The 13,044-nt window shown below is 69.8% G+C and carries 15 protein-coding genes; 10 read left to right on the forward strand and 5 right to left on the reverse strand.

The genetic code is table 11. From position 1 onward, the window contains the following. Position 1: 1 nt before the first annotated feature. From ACQEU6_RS24705 to ACQEU6_RS24730, 6 genes are read left to right on the forward strand one after another with little or no spacing between them, the layout of a single operon-like run. Positions 2–883 carry an IclR family transcriptional regulator gene (locus tag ACQEU6_RS24705; protein ID WP_499335357.1) on the forward strand — a complete coding sequence of 294 codons (882 nt, stop codon included), beginning with the start codon at positions 2–4 and terminating at the stop codon, positions 881–883. After that, positions 880–1,482 (forward strand): hypothetical protein, encoded by a 603-nt coding sequence (locus ACQEU6_RS24710; protein ID WP_499335359.1) that lies wholly within the window; start codon positions 880–882, stop codon positions 1,480–1,482. Before ACQEU6_RS24705 ends, ACQEU6_RS24710 begins: the two co-directional genes overlap by 4 nt. Next, the gene (locus ACQEU6_RS24715; RefSeq protein ID WP_499335361.1) at positions 1,479–2,000 is read left to right on the forward strand and encodes a hypothetical protein; all 522 of its coding nucleotides are present in this window, start codon (positions 1,479–1,481) and stop codon (positions 1,998–2,000) included. Before ACQEU6_RS24710 ends, ACQEU6_RS24715 begins: the two co-directional genes overlap by 4 nt. Next, the gene (locus ACQEU6_RS24720) at positions 1,990–3,312 is read left to right on the forward strand and encodes a Zn-dependent hydrolase (protein ID WP_499335362.1); all 1,323 of its coding nucleotides are present in this window, start codon (positions 1,990–1,992) and stop codon (positions 3,310–3,312) included. Before ACQEU6_RS24715 ends, ACQEU6_RS24720 begins: the two co-directional genes overlap by 11 nt. Further along, entirely contained in the window at positions 3,309–4,163 is an 855-nt protein-coding gene (locus tag ACQEU6_RS24725) for an iron-sulfur cluster-binding protein (RefSeq protein WP_499335363.1), read from the forward strand. Before ACQEU6_RS24720 ends, ACQEU6_RS24725 begins: the two co-directional genes overlap by 4 nt. Next, positions 4,156–5,442: a dihydroorotase gene (locus tag ACQEU6_RS24730; RefSeq protein WP_499335365.1), complete on the forward strand. Its 1,287-nt coding sequence runs from the start codon at positions 4,156–4,158 to the stop codon at positions 5,440–5,442. The genes ACQEU6_RS24725 and ACQEU6_RS24730 overlap by 8 nt, the downstream gene beginning before the upstream one ends. A gap of 255 nt (positions 5,443–5,697) precedes the next feature. Here ACQEU6_RS24730 and ACQEU6_RS24735 read toward each other — a convergent pair whose 3' ends face one another. From ACQEU6_RS24735 to ACQEU6_RS24750, 4 genes are all read right to left on the reverse strand, one after another. After that, a complete protein-coding gene (locus ACQEU6_RS24735; protein ID WP_499335366.1) occupies positions 5,698–6,486 on the reverse strand; it encodes a VOC family protein in 789 nt (262 codons plus the stop codon). 175 nt (positions 6,487–6,661) lie between these two features. Beyond that, positions 6,662–7,159, reverse strand: coding sequence for a hypothetical protein (locus ACQEU6_RS24740; protein ID WP_499335368.1), 498 nt, complete (start codon positions 7,157–7,159; stop codon positions 6,662–6,664). A 113-nt stretch (positions 7,160–7,272) separates the two neighbouring features. Continuing rightward, entirely contained in the window at positions 7,273–7,749 is a 477-nt protein-coding gene (locus ACQEU6_RS24745) for a hypothetical protein (protein ID WP_499335370.1), read from the reverse strand. Then, positions 7,706–8,257, reverse strand: coding sequence for a hypothetical protein (locus ACQEU6_RS24750; protein WP_499340603.1), 552 nt, complete (start codon positions 8,255–8,257; stop codon positions 7,706–7,708). Before ACQEU6_RS24750 ends, ACQEU6_RS24745 begins: the two co-directional genes overlap by 44 nt. Here ACQEU6_RS24750 and ACQEU6_RS24755 point away from each other — a divergent pair. Beyond that, positions 8,152–8,472, forward strand: a complete 321-nt coding sequence (locus tag ACQEU6_RS24755; protein WP_499340336.1) for an alpha/beta hydrolase — start codon at positions 8,152–8,154, stop codon at positions 8,470–8,472. The two genes, ACQEU6_RS24750 and ACQEU6_RS24755, sit on opposite strands and share 106 nt — an antisense overlap. 103 nt (positions 8,473–8,575) lie before the next feature. Here ACQEU6_RS24755 and ACQEU6_RS24760 read toward each other — a convergent pair whose 3' ends face one another. Then, positions 8,576–9,133 (reverse strand): BlaI/MecI/CopY family transcriptional regulator, encoded by a 558-nt coding sequence (locus tag ACQEU6_RS24760; RefSeq protein ID WP_499335372.1) that lies wholly within the window; start codon positions 9,131–9,133, stop codon positions 8,576–8,578. 808 nt (positions 9,134–9,941) lie between these two features. Between ACQEU6_RS24760 and ACQEU6_RS24765 the strand changes: the two genes are divergently transcribed. The 3 genes from ACQEU6_RS24765 to ACQEU6_RS24775 all read left to right on the forward strand — a co-directional run bounded on the left by ACQEU6_RS24765 (position 9,942) and on the right by ACQEU6_RS24775 (position 13,034). Beyond that, on the forward strand, positions 9,942–11,033 hold the full coding sequence (locus ACQEU6_RS24765) for a serine hydrolase domain-containing protein (protein ID WP_499335374.1): 1,092 nt from the start codon (positions 9,942–9,944) through the stop codon (positions 11,031–11,033). A 358-nt stretch (positions 11,034–11,391) separates the two neighbouring features. Then, positions 11,392–12,486: a serine hydrolase domain-containing protein gene (locus tag ACQEU6_RS24770; protein WP_499340338.1), complete on the forward strand. Its 1,095-nt coding sequence runs from the start codon at positions 11,392–11,394 to the stop codon at positions 12,484–12,486. Between the two features lie 218 nt (positions 12,487–12,704). Then, positions 12,705–13,034 (forward strand): hypothetical protein, encoded by a 330-nt coding sequence (locus ACQEU6_RS24775; RefSeq protein ID WP_499335375.1) that lies wholly within the window; start codon positions 12,705–12,707, stop codon positions 13,032–13,034. Positions 13,035–13,044: the final 10 nt, after the last annotated feature.

Below are 13,044 nucleotides of genomic sequence, written 5' to 3' on the forward strand. Positions count from 1 at the left end.
CATGCAGGTTCTCAATCGCGCGCTAAGGGTGATCAAAACGCTGTCGGCGAGCCAGCAGGGGATGACCTTGCAACAGCTCCACGAGGAGCTGGAGATCCCGGTCGGCAGCCTGCACCGCGTGCTGGCCTCCCTCAGCGAGGACCGCTACGTCACCAGGTCCCCCACCAACCGCCGGTACTTCCTCGGGCCGGCGGCCACCGAACTGGTCGCGGCCTCTTCAGGGGCGCGCGGGACGCTGGTCACTCCGCCGGCCCCGCTGCTGAGGGCGGCGCGGGAGAGCGGCGAGACCGTCTTCCTCACCGAGCTGATCGGGCTGCAGGCGGTCTGCGTCGCGTTGGTCGACGCCTCTCATCCGCTGCGGCTGTTCGTCCAGGTGGGACAGGAGATGCCGTTGCATGCGGCGGCCTCGGCCCGCAGCATCCTGGCCTACCTGCCCACCGAGGCGGTCGAGACGATCTTCCGTGAGCGCGACCTGGCCGCGTTCACCGCCGGCACCCTGCGCACCCCCGACCAGGTGATAGCCCATCTCGCCCAGGTCCGGGCGCGGGGCTACGACATCTGCGAGAACGAGTTGGACGAGAACGTGTGGGCGGTCGCTGCACCGGTGTTCTCCTCAACGGCTCAGGTCGTCTCCAGCGTGACGGTCGCCGCTGCGGGCAGCCGCATGCGCGACCCCATCCAGCGCACCCGGGCGACGGAGGTGGTGCTGAGGACGGCGAGCTCCCTCTCCGAGGAACTCGGCCACACGGGAGGGTTCCCGGACCTTCCCGATGACGCGCGAGGCGGAACGGAATCCGGTGGAACGGACATGACGGCCGCCGGAGCGACGGCGGGCAATGAACCAGCGGGCGCCGCCAATGACACAGGAGGGCGTAGCCAATGACCGAAGGCCGTCCAGCCCACGCCCCCTCATCAGGGGACGGCCGCCGCCGTGCCGAGTTGCTCGCAGACATCGTCGCGATCGCCGTCCCCTACCGGGGGCCGCTGCGCGACGTGTCGGAGTTCAGGGAGTCCGCCGCACTGAACCGGCCCTCCATCCTGCGCAGGGTCGCGGCCGATCTCGCAGCCCAGGTGCCCCGTGAGGCAAGCCGGCTGGTCGCCGCAGGATGGGGGGCCGCCGTCCTCGCCACGGCCCTCTCCTTGCACACCGGCCTCCCGCTGAACATCACGACCCGGCCTGCCTCAGCCGGTCCGGAGCCGGACGGCGAGGGCGAAGCCGATGGGAACAGCCCGCCACAGGGCGACGAATTCCTGGCCCCTGGTCAGTCCGTCGCCTTGGTGGTCACGTCAACGGCCAGCGACACCCAGATCCAGGCATGGGTGACGGCTTTGGCGGAAAAGGGTGTCCACGTCGTCTCCGTACTGGCCCTGCTGGCCCCCTTCGGCCGGGGGCGCACGGTCAGCGGTGGCACGGACGCGCCCCGGACGGCACTGCTGACAGAAGAGGAACTGGCCGTATCGACCGCAGGAGACCGACCATGACCAAGACGCACTCTTCCCCCGAGTTGATCGCAGCCGCACGCCGCCTCATCGATGCGCCGGGCAACGGGATCGGGTGGGCGCTGGACCCGAGCCGCTCCGCGGAGGCGATGGAAACGGTCGGCCGCGCGATGGCCGACGTGGTGCGCGCGCTCGATCCCGAAGTACTGCTCACCTTCAGCGATCGCAGCGATGCCGTGCTGGCGCACATCGTCGCGCGGGAGTTGGGAATCCGTGCGGTGCCCTTCTACCTTGAGGAGGGCGTCATCGAGATCGACGCCGGACTGGTTCGGGGCCGCCGGGTCGTGTTGATGTTCACCAACCCGGTCCGCCCGCTGCTGCCGAGTGCGATGCACTCGGCCGTGACGACGCACCAGGCGGAACTCGTGGGCATCACGGCGGTCGTCGGCCCGCCCGGCGCGACCCCTGATGTGTCGGTTCCTTACCTTGCCCTTGTGGACGGGGCCGAGCCGGCGCCGGACGAGCCCGTCCAGTCAGGGCAGCAGGCCAATGAGCGTTGACACCAAGGCGCCCAGCACCGCGCCGGACGTCCACGGGCTGGCCGAGCAGGTCGACCCGGAGCGCCTCGCGGGGCTCATCGAGGCGTTCGCCGCTCTCTCCGAGAAGGGTCCGGGAGTCACACGGCCGGGCTACACCCTGCTCGAACGCCAGGCGCACGAGATCTTCGCGGGGCACATGCGGTCCCTCGGTATGCGCGTCTGGACCGATCCGGCGGGCAACACCTACGCCGAGCGGGCGGGAGGATCCGGCGACGAGATGGGGGCGATCGGGACGGGTTCGCACCTGGACACCGTGCCCGGCGCCGGGTGCTTCGACGGCATCGCCGGTGTCGCCGCTGCGATGGAGGTTGCGCGGATCCTCGCCGAGCGCGACGTGGCGCACACCCGCCCGATCCGCTTCGTCGCCTTCGCCACCGAGGAAGGCGCCCGGTTCGGGCAGGCGTGCATCGGCAGCCGCATCGTCGCCGGCCTCACCGGCGTACGAGACCTGGACATGCTGCGCGACAGGTCGGGCATCACACTGGGCCAGGCCATGGAGCAGGCCGGGCTCGACCCCGCGCGCGTCGAAGACGCCCACTGGGACCCCGCCGAGTGGAGCGCCTTCATCGAACTGCACATCGAACAGGGCAATGTACTTGAGAGCCTGGGGATGCCCGTCGGGGTGGTCGACACGATCTCTGGCAGCACCCGGCTCCAGCTCACCCTGACCGGACGTGCCTCCCACACCGGCGGAACGCCCATGTGGCGACGGGCGGACGCCCTCGCCGCCGCCGCCGAGTGCATCCTGCTCGCCGAGCGGCTGGCCAACGACCCGCGCCACCACGGGACCCGCGCCACCGTCGGCAGGCTCACGGTCACGCCGGGATCGATCACCACCATCCCGGGCGAGGTGACGATGGCGGTCGACATCCGCGACATCGACAGCGACCGGCAGCGGGAGACCGCCGCGGAGTTCGTCACCCGGTCACGGGAACTGTGCGAGCGGCGCGGGATCGGGCTGCGCGCCGAAGAACTGGCCGATGCGTCCCCGGTCGTCCTGCCGGTCTGGATCGCCGACGCGATCGGTGCGGCCTGCACCGGCCTGGGGGTCGGTCACACCGTCCTGACCAGCGGTGCCAGCCACGACAGCCAGGCGATCAACACCATCGTTCCGACCGGCATGATCTTCGTGCCGAGCAGAGACGGGCTCAGCCACACCCCCGATGAGTGGACCGACCCTGCGGACCTGGCCACGGGAACGCGCGTGCTCCTGGCCGCACTCCTGGGGCTGGACCGGACGCTCGCCACGCCTCGTCCAGGGAGCGACGCTTGACCGCCCCCGGTGACCGGCGGCTCGTCCTGCTCACACGCACCGAACCGGCGGCCCCGACCTGGGACCATGCCGAAGTCGTCGCGCACCACCCGGTCGGCGACCGCTACCACCGGATGCGGTTGAAGGCCCCGACGATCGCGGCCGGCGCCGGCGCGGGACAGTTCGTCATGGTCACCGTCCCGGACACGACCGGCACGCGGGCGGTGCTGCCACGGCCGATGGCGATCCACCGCCGCTTCCCCGATACCGGGTGCGTCGACATCGTCTACGGCGTGCAGGGTGCCGGCACCCACGCGCTGACCCGCACCGAGGTCGGTGCCCGCATCCAGCTCGTCGGGCCTCTGGGCGTGGGGTTCGCGCCTGCACCCGGCACCACCCGGCTCCTCCTGGTGGGACGCGGTATCGGCGTCTGCTCGCTGATGACCTCGGCCGAGGACGCCCTCCGTGACGGCGTCGAGGTCACCGCCGTGGTCAGCGGGCGCACTCCCGCCGCGCTGGTCGGCACCGGCGACTACCGCGATCTCGGCGTCCGGCGCCTGATCGAGGTCACCGACCGGCATGGGGACAGCGCGCCGGACGCTCTGGCCGTGCGCCTGCGCCGGGCGCTGGACCGCACACCGCCACAGCAGATCTTCACCTGCGGCTCCGAGCGGTTGACCGATCTGTGCGCGCGGCTGGCCGACGGCTGGGGAGCCCAGGTCCAGGTGTCGCTGGAGGCCCACATGGCCTGCGGGCTCGGCTACTGCCACGGCTGCGCGACAGCGGATCGGACGGCCGCCGACGAAAGCCCGCTGATCTGCGCCGACGGCCCGGTGTTCGCGCTGCGCCGCGGGGTCCGGGACGATGGCTGACATCCTCATCCGCGACGCACGGATCCTCGGTGGCCCCCGTCAGGACGTGCTCATCCAAGGCCCCCGCATCGCGGCCGTCGGGACCGGCCTTCCGTCCGGCGGTGCCGAGGTCGTCGAAGCCGGCGGACAGGTTCTGCTGCCCGGTCTGGTCGACCTCCACACCCACCTGCGCGAGCCGGGACGCGAGGACGCCGAGACGATCGCCACCGGCACCCGCGCAGCCGCCCTCGGCGGCTTCACCGCCGTGCACGCCATGGCCAACACCCAACCCGTGGCCGACACCGCGGCCCTCGTCGAGAAGGTCGCGCGGACCGGCGCGGACTACGGCTACTGCGACGTCCGTCCGGTCGGCGCGGTCACCCTCGGCCTCGAAGGCGACCGCCTCGCCGACCTCGCCGCGATGGCCGGATCGTCCGCAGGCGTCCGGGTCTTCTCCGATGACGGCAAATGCGTGCACGACGCCCGGATCATGCGACGCGCCCTGCAGATCGTGCGCGAGTTCGGCGGCGTCGTCGCGCAACATGCCCAGGAACCCCGCCTCACCGAGGGCGCCCAGATGAACGAGGGCGAAGTGGCCCGCGACCTGGGGCTGCCCGGCTGGCCCTCGGTCGCCGAAGAGACGATCATCATCCGGGACGTCCTGCTGGCGGCCCACACCGGCGCCCGACTCCATGTCTGCCATCTCTCCACGGCAGGCTCCGCGGCCATCGTTCGGTGGGCCAAGGCGCGGGGGTGGCCGGTCACCGCCGAGGTGACACCGCACCATCTCCTGCTCACCGATGAACTGGTGCGCTCCGGCGACCCGGTCTACAAGGTGAACCCGCCGCTGCGCACCCAGGCCGACGTCCTGGCCTTGCGCCAGGCACTCGCGGACGGCACCATCGACTGCGTCGCCACCGACCACGCCCCGCACCCTCGCTCGGACAAATGCCGTGACTGGACGACCGCCGCCCTGGGAATGATCGGCCTGGAGACGGCGCTGTCCGTCGTCCAGCACACCATGGTGGACACGGGGCTGCTGGACTGGGCGGGCGTCGCCGACCGCATGTCGTTCCGTCCCGCCGCCATCGGCCGCCTACCGGGGCACGGGCGCCGGATCGCTGTGGACCAGCCTGCGAACCTGTCGTTGGTCGACCCCGGCCGCCACACCACCGTCGATCCCAAGGCATCTGCCTCGCTCAGCCGCAACAGCCCCTTCTCCGGGCTCGTGCTGCCCGGCCTCGTCACCGCCACCTTTCTCCGTGGCAGGCCGACCGTGCTGAACGGCGCTCTCTGCTGAGCCAGCGCCGCGCAACGACGGCCTGGCTCTTCGCCGGCGAGTTGGCCCGGCGCAGCCCGGACACCGGCGTCCGGCCCGAACACCTCGTCGTCACCGACACGGGGGGTGACGACGGCGGCCTTCAGCGCCATGTACGACTTCGCGCTGAGCCTGGTCCGCCGGCACAGCGGCCCCGGCGTGGCCCGGACGACCGCGCGGATCGCCGCAAAGACCCGGCTGCGGCAGCCGACGCCGCACGATCACCAGTGTGACGGTTCATGAGCGCTGCTGAAGAAGGCCCAGCCGCGCGGACGTCGGGTCCTTGATGATCGCGCTCGGCCCGAACATCGACTGGGTGAGCGGTATGTTCACGGACCCGCCCAGCACCACGGCCTCGGCGAGGGACGCGTCGCAATCGGCGACGACGACGTAGGGCAGCCAGTATGCCCGCAGGCCCTCGCCCAGCAGTTCCTCGTTGGCGAGCAGCATGAAGGGGAACAGCCGACCGACGATCTCCCACTCGTAGACGGACTCGACGACCATGCCCTGATATACGGCCGGTTCCTTCCATCCCAGGACATGGCCATAGAAGCGCTGGGCGGCGATGGGGTCTCGGGTGACCAACCCCACCTTGCTCACCGTGTTCAGTTCGCCGACCACGCCGCAGCCCGCGAACGCGTAGGGCTGCCAGAGGCCGAATTCCGCGCCCTGGGGGTCGGCCGCCAAAGCTACCCGCCCCAGATGCGCGACATCGGTGGCCTCCATGTAGACCAGGCCGCCCGCTTGGCGGACCCTCTCAGCGGCCGCTGACGCGTTCTGGACATTGAAGTAGCATGTCCAGGTAGCGGTGATGGTGTCATCAGCCATGCGGGTCAGCCCGGCGGTCTCCGGACCGGTGGCGTCGCCGAGCGTGAAGATGCTGAAGTCGCCCACGAACGCGTCGGTGACGTCGTAGGAGGACCAGCCGAGCAGGCCGCCGTAGAATCTCTTCGAGACCTGGACGTCCGGGCTGCTCACCTCGACCCAGTTCGGTTCTCCCAGCTCATACGACTCCACCTCAGGCATGCCGACCTCCCTTCAGCGCCTCGCATGCCACGTCGGCTCGCCGCAGGCTCACCCCTCAGGTGTCCTACTGTTCACGCTACGGCTCATAGGGCAAACGTACATATCGCGAGAGAATCACTTTCCCAAGGAAACGCAATTCTCAGTCGAATTCGGCCTCTGGGGCACTTGCTGAACCTCAGTCGAGTTCTCCGCTCTCGTGCGTCACGGCGCCCTCCCAGGGTCGGGGCCTTGGCCGAGAGTTCCAGGGTGCCGGTCCCGGCCGGCTCGGTGAACGCCTCCAGTGCGGCGGGGAAGTGGTCGCGCAGCGCGTGCCGCAGTCGTTGGATGTGCCGGGTGCGTTCCAGACCAGCGTCTTGTGAACACGGGTGACGACCTGGATGGCCTCAGCGGCGTCGCTGTCGGCTGCCACCGGCGCCCGCACCCTCTGGCCGCAGCCGGTCTCGATCCCAACCACCACCTCCACCTGGTCGTCGGTGCTGTCGCCGAGATTCCGCGACAACGCGCCGGCCCAGGTGTGGGCCAGGCTGCTGTCCCTGGCCGCCGTGGGCGGACCGAACGGTGTCACCAGGTGGGCGCGATGGGTGTTTTCCCACACCTGGCATGCGTGCATGTTGACCAAGTGCGTCGTTCGGGGGGCCTCGGTGAGGATCACGGCCAGGACCACCACGGACATGGCCGGATGCCCGGACTGCGGAACGGCGTCCGGGGCGGCTGGGCTGCCCGCTCACGAGAGAGCCGTGACCGACGCCGCGCGGGTCAACGGCGGCGAAGTCAGGAGGCCTCGTCCTATTCCTGCTCCGGGTCGAACGGTTCCAAGGGGCGGGCGCCGAGCACGTAACCGGCTGGCACGCGCGGCAGGCACGCCTGCACACCGGCGGGCTCCTCCCGGTCGATCGACCAGTCCATGGTCGCCGGCTCTCCGCCCAGCAGGATCGCCTTCATGAAGTCGTTCCAGCGTCCGTACGAGCTCACCAAGACCATCTCGTCCGGCACGTCCAGGTCCAGGACGACGTAACGGGCGTACTCGTCGTCGGTCTCGGGGCAGAGAAGGATCTCGGCCGTCACGGCTACCGCGTTGTCGCGGGTATCGGGACCGAGCCACGCCCACATTGGCGGGCGTCCCCGGCAGTCGAGGCCGCGCTGGGCCATCTCCGCCACCATCGCGTCATACACCGGCCGGTACGACGCGACCGACAGGCGGGCCCAGTCGCCGACCAGCTCACCGTCGGTCTCCAGCGAGTCGAGGACCGCCCTGTGCTGCACCGTCCACAATTGCACGGGGCGATTGCAGCAAAGACGGCACAGTACTGTCCACGCATTTTCTGCCGAGACTCGCGCCCTCATCGTCGAAGACCTCGAACTGGAGGACCTCATCCCAAAATCGGTCGGACGGGCGAGCCGGATAGGCCTTTCGATCGAGGCGGCCGATCCCGTACGCGAGCAGCATGGTCAACGCACTCTCGGCGCTCTTGCTGGCGTTGCCCCCCGCAGCCGTGCCCGCCCATGTGCCGCCGCCGATCTCCTGGCAGCCTTGCGGTGAGCAGCGAGCCGAGTGCGGCGCCGTCGAGGTTCCGCTCGACTGGGCCGCTCCGGCCGGCCGCAAGATCAAGTTGTCCGTCGTGCGCCGCAAGGCCACGGGGGAGCGTCTCGGCACGCTGTTCTTCAATCCCGGCGGTCCCGGCGTCCAGGCGGCGATGCTGCTGCGTACGGCAACGGCCTGGCCAACGGCATCGTCCAGGCCGAGAACGGCGACGCCCAGATGGCGTCCCACCGGTGCTCATGGTCGGCAACACCCACGACCCCGCGACCCCGCTGTCGTGGGCGCGCAGCCTGTCGTCCCACATCCAAGGGTCCGGGCTCCTGGTGAACGACGAGAACGGCGGGAACGGGCACAGTTCCTATCTCAGGACGTCCTGCGCCACGTCCCGCATCGACGACTATCTGATCTCGGGCTGGCTTCCCTCTGCCGGAACCGTCTGCCGATAGGCGAGAATTCCTGTCCAAACCTGGGCGGAGAAGACAGCCTCGCAGTACAGCCTCAAAGCCGACGCGCACCCGGTCACGCACGAGCGGCGGATCCACGACGCGGTCATCCGACCGTCGCTGGAAGCGCGGCACCGATCCGCTCGTCGGATGCGGGCGGGCGGCGCGCGTAGTCCCGCCCGCACACCCGCCTCGTCTGATAGGCGATCAGGATCAGCAGGACGGTGGTCGGATGAGTGAGGCGCCGATGGTCCCGTACCCCGGGCCGCCCTCGGCGATCAGGGTGGTCTCGGGAGTAGAAGTTGGTGGGCTCACCCTGCCCAGGTGCGGCTTCCCCCAACGGCGGTCGGGGGTTTCGCCGACATCGGCGCCAGCGCCGCGGAGCAGGCTCTGCAACAGCGCCTCGTCCCCGGGGGGCGAGTTCGGACACGAACCGGGCGAGCACCGCGGCGCGGTCGCTGCGGCGGGCCGGCAACTCGTGCATCGCGGCGGCCGTGTGACCTGCCTCGTCAACGCTCGCGGAGTACACGAACCCGCGCTCTTCGCGCCAACGTGTCGCGAGCCCCTTGCGGGCCGGCCGCGCCAAGGTGGTCATCACGGCCGTATAGGCGGGCGAGCCGTCGAGAACGGCCTGGACGTCGGAGGACTCATCGACCGCGCCCATCCCACAGGGCGGAGTCCTGGGGCTTCGGGGTGATTTGCAGAGAAGTTCGGATCGTCGTGCTGTTCTGTACCGGTGTGCACTACGGTCGAGCTTCGTCTGTAGTCGTGTGCACAACAGTGGGGTTGGGGCATGGACGGCGGGTCGGCGGAGCTCGTTGAGCGGGGTGTGCTGACGGCCTCGGAGCAGGCGTGGTCGATCGCGGTCCGCCGTGCCGAGGTGATCGGCGGGCGTAGCGTCCCGGGCTGCATGACCACGCCCTTCCCATCGGCCTGGAGCACCAGTAGGTCCTCGGCGGTGCGCGGCTCGGGGACGCGGGCGGCGTAGGAGGCCTCGATGTCGACGGCGACCGCGACCACCTGGTCCTCGATCTGCCGCTTGCCGATCACGTCCCCGTACCGGGCGGTGATCGCGGCGTGTGCGTCGTCGAATGACCCGCACGACCGGTCGCGGGCCGGGGACCACCGGGATCGATGGGACGCGGCGGGCGTGACCGGATGTGAGGCGCGCCGGCGGCCGAGTTAGGGCATCGTGCCCGCAACAAGATCCAGTAGCGCGCCGATCGAACCAAGATGCACATGACGTCGGCGTAATCCCATTCCGCGGCGACGGCGGCGGGCGGTCCACGCACTGTCTCGCCGCTCAAGGACGAGCCCGGCCAGGCGCTGGCCCGAAGGCGGGCAGTGATGGCGCCAAGGCCGCGAGGAGCAGCTGACACCGCAACGCCCACTGTCAACAGGGGGGAAACAGCCGCTGGTCTACCCATGGGGGCGACCACCTCGCAGAGGAAGGGATACTGATGATAAGAGGCATGGCCGCTGTGGTCTGTGCGGCGTTCGTGGCGGTGAGCAGTGCGGTTCCGGCCGTCCACGCCGAGCAAGAGGAGTTCGGAGACGTGCAGGAGGCGCTGGAGGTGCTGGCCTCCAGTCCTGAGGTGGTCGGGGCCGTCGGCGAGGTGTACGTGGACGGCGAACGCGTCGGTCGGGGATCGGCGGGGACGAGGCTGATCGATGGCAAGGGCGGCCGTATCCCGGACGGATCGCGCTACCGCGCCGGCTCCCAGACCAAGCAGATGACCGGCGTGGTCATCATGCAGCTCGTCCAAGAGGGCAAGCTCTCGCTCGATGCCAAGCTGAGCGATCTGCTGCCGGAGGCGGCCGGCAAGGATCTGGTCGAGCGTTCCGACGAGATCACCCTGCGCCAGCTCATCCAGCACACCTCGGGCATCCCGGACTGGTTCGACCCCAAGCTCGTGCCCTTCTTCGACTTCACCACCCGCTACTCGCCCATGGAACTGGTACGAAGGTCGCGTAGCGTGCCGCGGTCGCAGGAGCCGGGTGAGAAGTTCTCCTACTCCAACACCAACTACATGCTCCTCGGCCTGATCATCGAGCGGACCACCAGGCACACCGTGGCCGCCGAGTTCGACCAGCGGATCTTCGAACCGCTCGAGATGACCCGCAGCCACCTGCGGACCGGGTTCCCCGGCGCGGTCGAGGGACCGCACGGGCACGGCTACTATCCGGATGAGAAGGGCAGGCTCCACGACTTCGACCGGTTCAACGTGAGCTACGGATACGCCGCCGGCGGCGTGATCTCCACCGCCCACGACCTCAGCACCTTCCAGCGGGCGTTTGCCGCGAACCGGCTGCTGCCCAAGGAGCTCCAGGACGAACTCTTGCCGCCCGGCGCCCCGCAGAATCCCACGCCCCTCTGTGGAGGCGATCCCGCATTCGGAACGGTCGCGGGCAGCGCACCCGGCTTCAACTCCACCACCTACAACTCGCGCGACGGGCGGATCCAGTTCGCCATGTCGGCCACGCTGGCCGTCGACAACGCCGACCCGCGTATCCACGAGCTCATCAGTAAGGCGGCCGAGGCCGTCCTGTGCCCTGCCAAGTGACGGTGAACACCTGAGCTCACGCCCGCGACGTCGAGGCGTCGTCCTTACCGGAGCCAGGACCATAAGGAGATCCCCCGAACGGCCGGCCCTGGCGGCCAGGCCGTTCGTCAGGCGATCGGACCGGGAGAAGCCAGAAACGCTCGCCGGGCGTCCTTCGTTGACCGATGCCGTCCACCGGGTCCCCGCGACTCGCGCATCTCGCGGACCGCCTGCGAAGTCTGTCCGCCATCCGAAGGGGGCAGATGGCAACGCCGAAGAAACATTGCTCTGGCTAGAAATTGCTCGACATCTTCACTCCGAGCTGCGAGAAGGAGCCCTCATGATCTCGCGTCGAGCAATATCGACCGGTGTGGCCTCGATGGCGTGCGCCACCCTGCTGCTGAGCCCGATCGCGCCTGCCAGTGCCTCTAACAAATCCGCCCGAGTGCAGGTCGGGGACGTGCAAAAGGCGTTGGAAGGCCTGGTGGGAACGGGCGATGTGGTGGGCGCCATCGGCGAGGTGTACGTGGACGGCAAGCGGGTCGGGAAGGGGTCGGCCGGGTCCCGTCTGCTCGGCGGCAAGGGCGGCGCGATCCCGTCGACCGCCCGCTACCGGATCGGCTCTCAGACCAAGAGCATGACCGCCACCGTCGTCCTGCAAATGATCAGGGAGGGCAGGCTGAGCCTGGACGACAGGCTCAGCGTGGTCCTGCCGGAGGTGGCGGACAAGGATCTGGTGGAGCAGGCCGACGAGATCACGGTGCGCAACCTCATCCAGCTGACCTCGGGCATCCCTGAGTTCATCGGCCCGGACACCTCGAACACCACGCGTGCCTACCGCCCGACCGAACTGCTGGCGGCCTCCCGCAAGAGGCCTCGTCCCGTCGAGGTCGGGACCTTCAACTACTCCAACACCAACTACATCCTGCTCGGCATGATCATCGAGAGGTTCGCCGGGCGGCCACTGGCGGCCGAACTCAACCGCAGGCTCTACACACCGCTCGGGATGCGCGACACCTACCTGCCCACAAAGGTGTCCCAAGGCATCAAGGGCCCGCACGGGCACGGCTACGCTCCGGACGCGACGGGCACGATGACCGATGTGGACCACCAGAACGTCACCACCGCGCTCGGCGCCGGCGGCGTGGTGTCCACTGCACATGACATGAGCATCTACCAGCGCGCCTTCCGCCAGGGCAGGCTCCTGCCGGAATCGCTCAGCAAGGTGATCACCGACCCGGCGCCCGGCCGGCCCGCGCCGACTCCGGGTGGCCCGTGCGCCGGCGATCCCGAGTTCGCCGCAGGCGGCGGAGGCGCCGCTCCCGGCTATGTCGCCGCGACCTACACCTCCTCCGACGGCCGCCTGCAGTTCGCCGTGTCCGCCACCCTGGCCATGGACGACACCGAGCGCCTGACCATGTCGACGCGCGTCACCAACACCCTCAAGTCGGTGTTCTGCCCCACAGTCGACTGAGACTCTCGCAAATCCTGCGGGGGGGGGCGCACCGCGACCCGACCGGTACAGCCTGCCGCTGGAGGACGCGCGGGCCCGCTCGGCCAACGGCATGGGCAGCACGGTCCCCAAGGTCCTGACGTTGCACGGCGACATCGAAGAGGGCCGCGTCCGCGTGGTGCTCGTGGACGAGCCGCTCGGTCATTGACCCACCCGATCCGCGAAGGAAGACACCACCCATGACGCCACCCCTTGCCGGACAGGTCGCACTCGTCGCCGGCGCCACCGTCTACGTCACCGGCCGATCCACGCGCACCGCCAGATCCGACCTCGACCGCCCCGAGACGATCGAGGACACCGCCGAACTGGTCACCAACGCCGGTGGCACCGGCATCGCGATCCGCTGCGACCACACCCGCCCGGACGACGTCGCTGCCGTCATCGAGCGGGTGCGCGCCGATCACGGTCGCCTGGACCTGCTGGTCAACGATGTGTGGGGCGGCGACCCGCTCACCGAGTGGGGGACCCCGTTCTGGGAGCTCGACCTGGGCAGGGTCCAGGCGCTGTGAGAACGCGCCG

It is taken from the genome of Spirillospora sp. CA-108201, from assembly GCF_050936235.1.
In the GTDB taxonomy this organism is placed as follows: domain Bacteria; phylum Actinomycetota; class Actinomycetes; order Streptosporangiales; family Streptosporangiaceae; genus Spirillospora.

Excerpts from the sequence above, each read along its gene's own strand:
- ACQEU6_RS24705 (WP_499335357.1), top strand. The coding sequence starts at position 2 with ATGCAGGTTCTCAATCGCGCGCTAAGGGTGATCAAAACGCTGTCGGCG.
- ACQEU6_RS24710 (WP_499335359.1), top strand. The coding sequence starts at position 880 with ATGACCGAAGGCCGTCCAGCCCACGCCCCCTCATCAGGGGACGGCCGC.
- ACQEU6_RS24715 (WP_499335361.1), top strand. The coding sequence starts at position 1,479 with ATGACCAAGACGCACTCTTCCCCCGAGTTGATCGCAGCCGCACGCCGC.
- ACQEU6_RS24720 (WP_499335362.1), top strand. The coding sequence starts at position 1,990 with ATGAGCGTTGACACCAAGGCGCCCAGCACCGCGCCGGACGTCCACGGG.
- ACQEU6_RS24730 (WP_499335365.1), top strand. The coding sequence starts at position 4,156 with ATGGCTGACATCCTCATCCGCGACGCACGGATCCTCGGTGGCCCCCGT.
- ACQEU6_RS24735 (WP_499335366.1), bottom strand. The coding sequence starts at position 6,486 with ATGCCTGAGGTGGAGTCGTATGAGCTGGGAGAACCGAACTGGGTCGAG.
- ACQEU6_RS24740 (WP_499335368.1), bottom strand. The coding sequence starts at position 7,159 with ATGTCCGTGGTGGTCCTGGCCGTGATCCTCACCGAGGCCCCCCGAACG.
- ACQEU6_RS24760 (WP_499335372.1), bottom strand. The coding sequence starts at position 9,133 with ATGGGCGCGGTCGATGAGTCCTCCGACGTCCAGGCCGTTCTCGACGGC.
- ACQEU6_RS24765 (WP_499335374.1), top strand. The coding sequence starts at position 9,942 with ATGGCCGCTGTGGTCTGTGCGGCGTTCGTGGCGGTGAGCAGTGCGGTT.
- ACQEU6_RS24770 (WP_499340338.1), top strand. The coding sequence starts at position 11,392 with ATGGCGTGCGCCACCCTGCTGCTGAGCCCGATCGCGCCTGCCAGTGCC.
- ACQEU6_RS24775 (WP_499335375.1), top strand. The coding sequence starts at position 12,705 with ATGACGCCACCCCTTGCCGGACAGGTCGCACTCGTCGCCGGCGCCACC.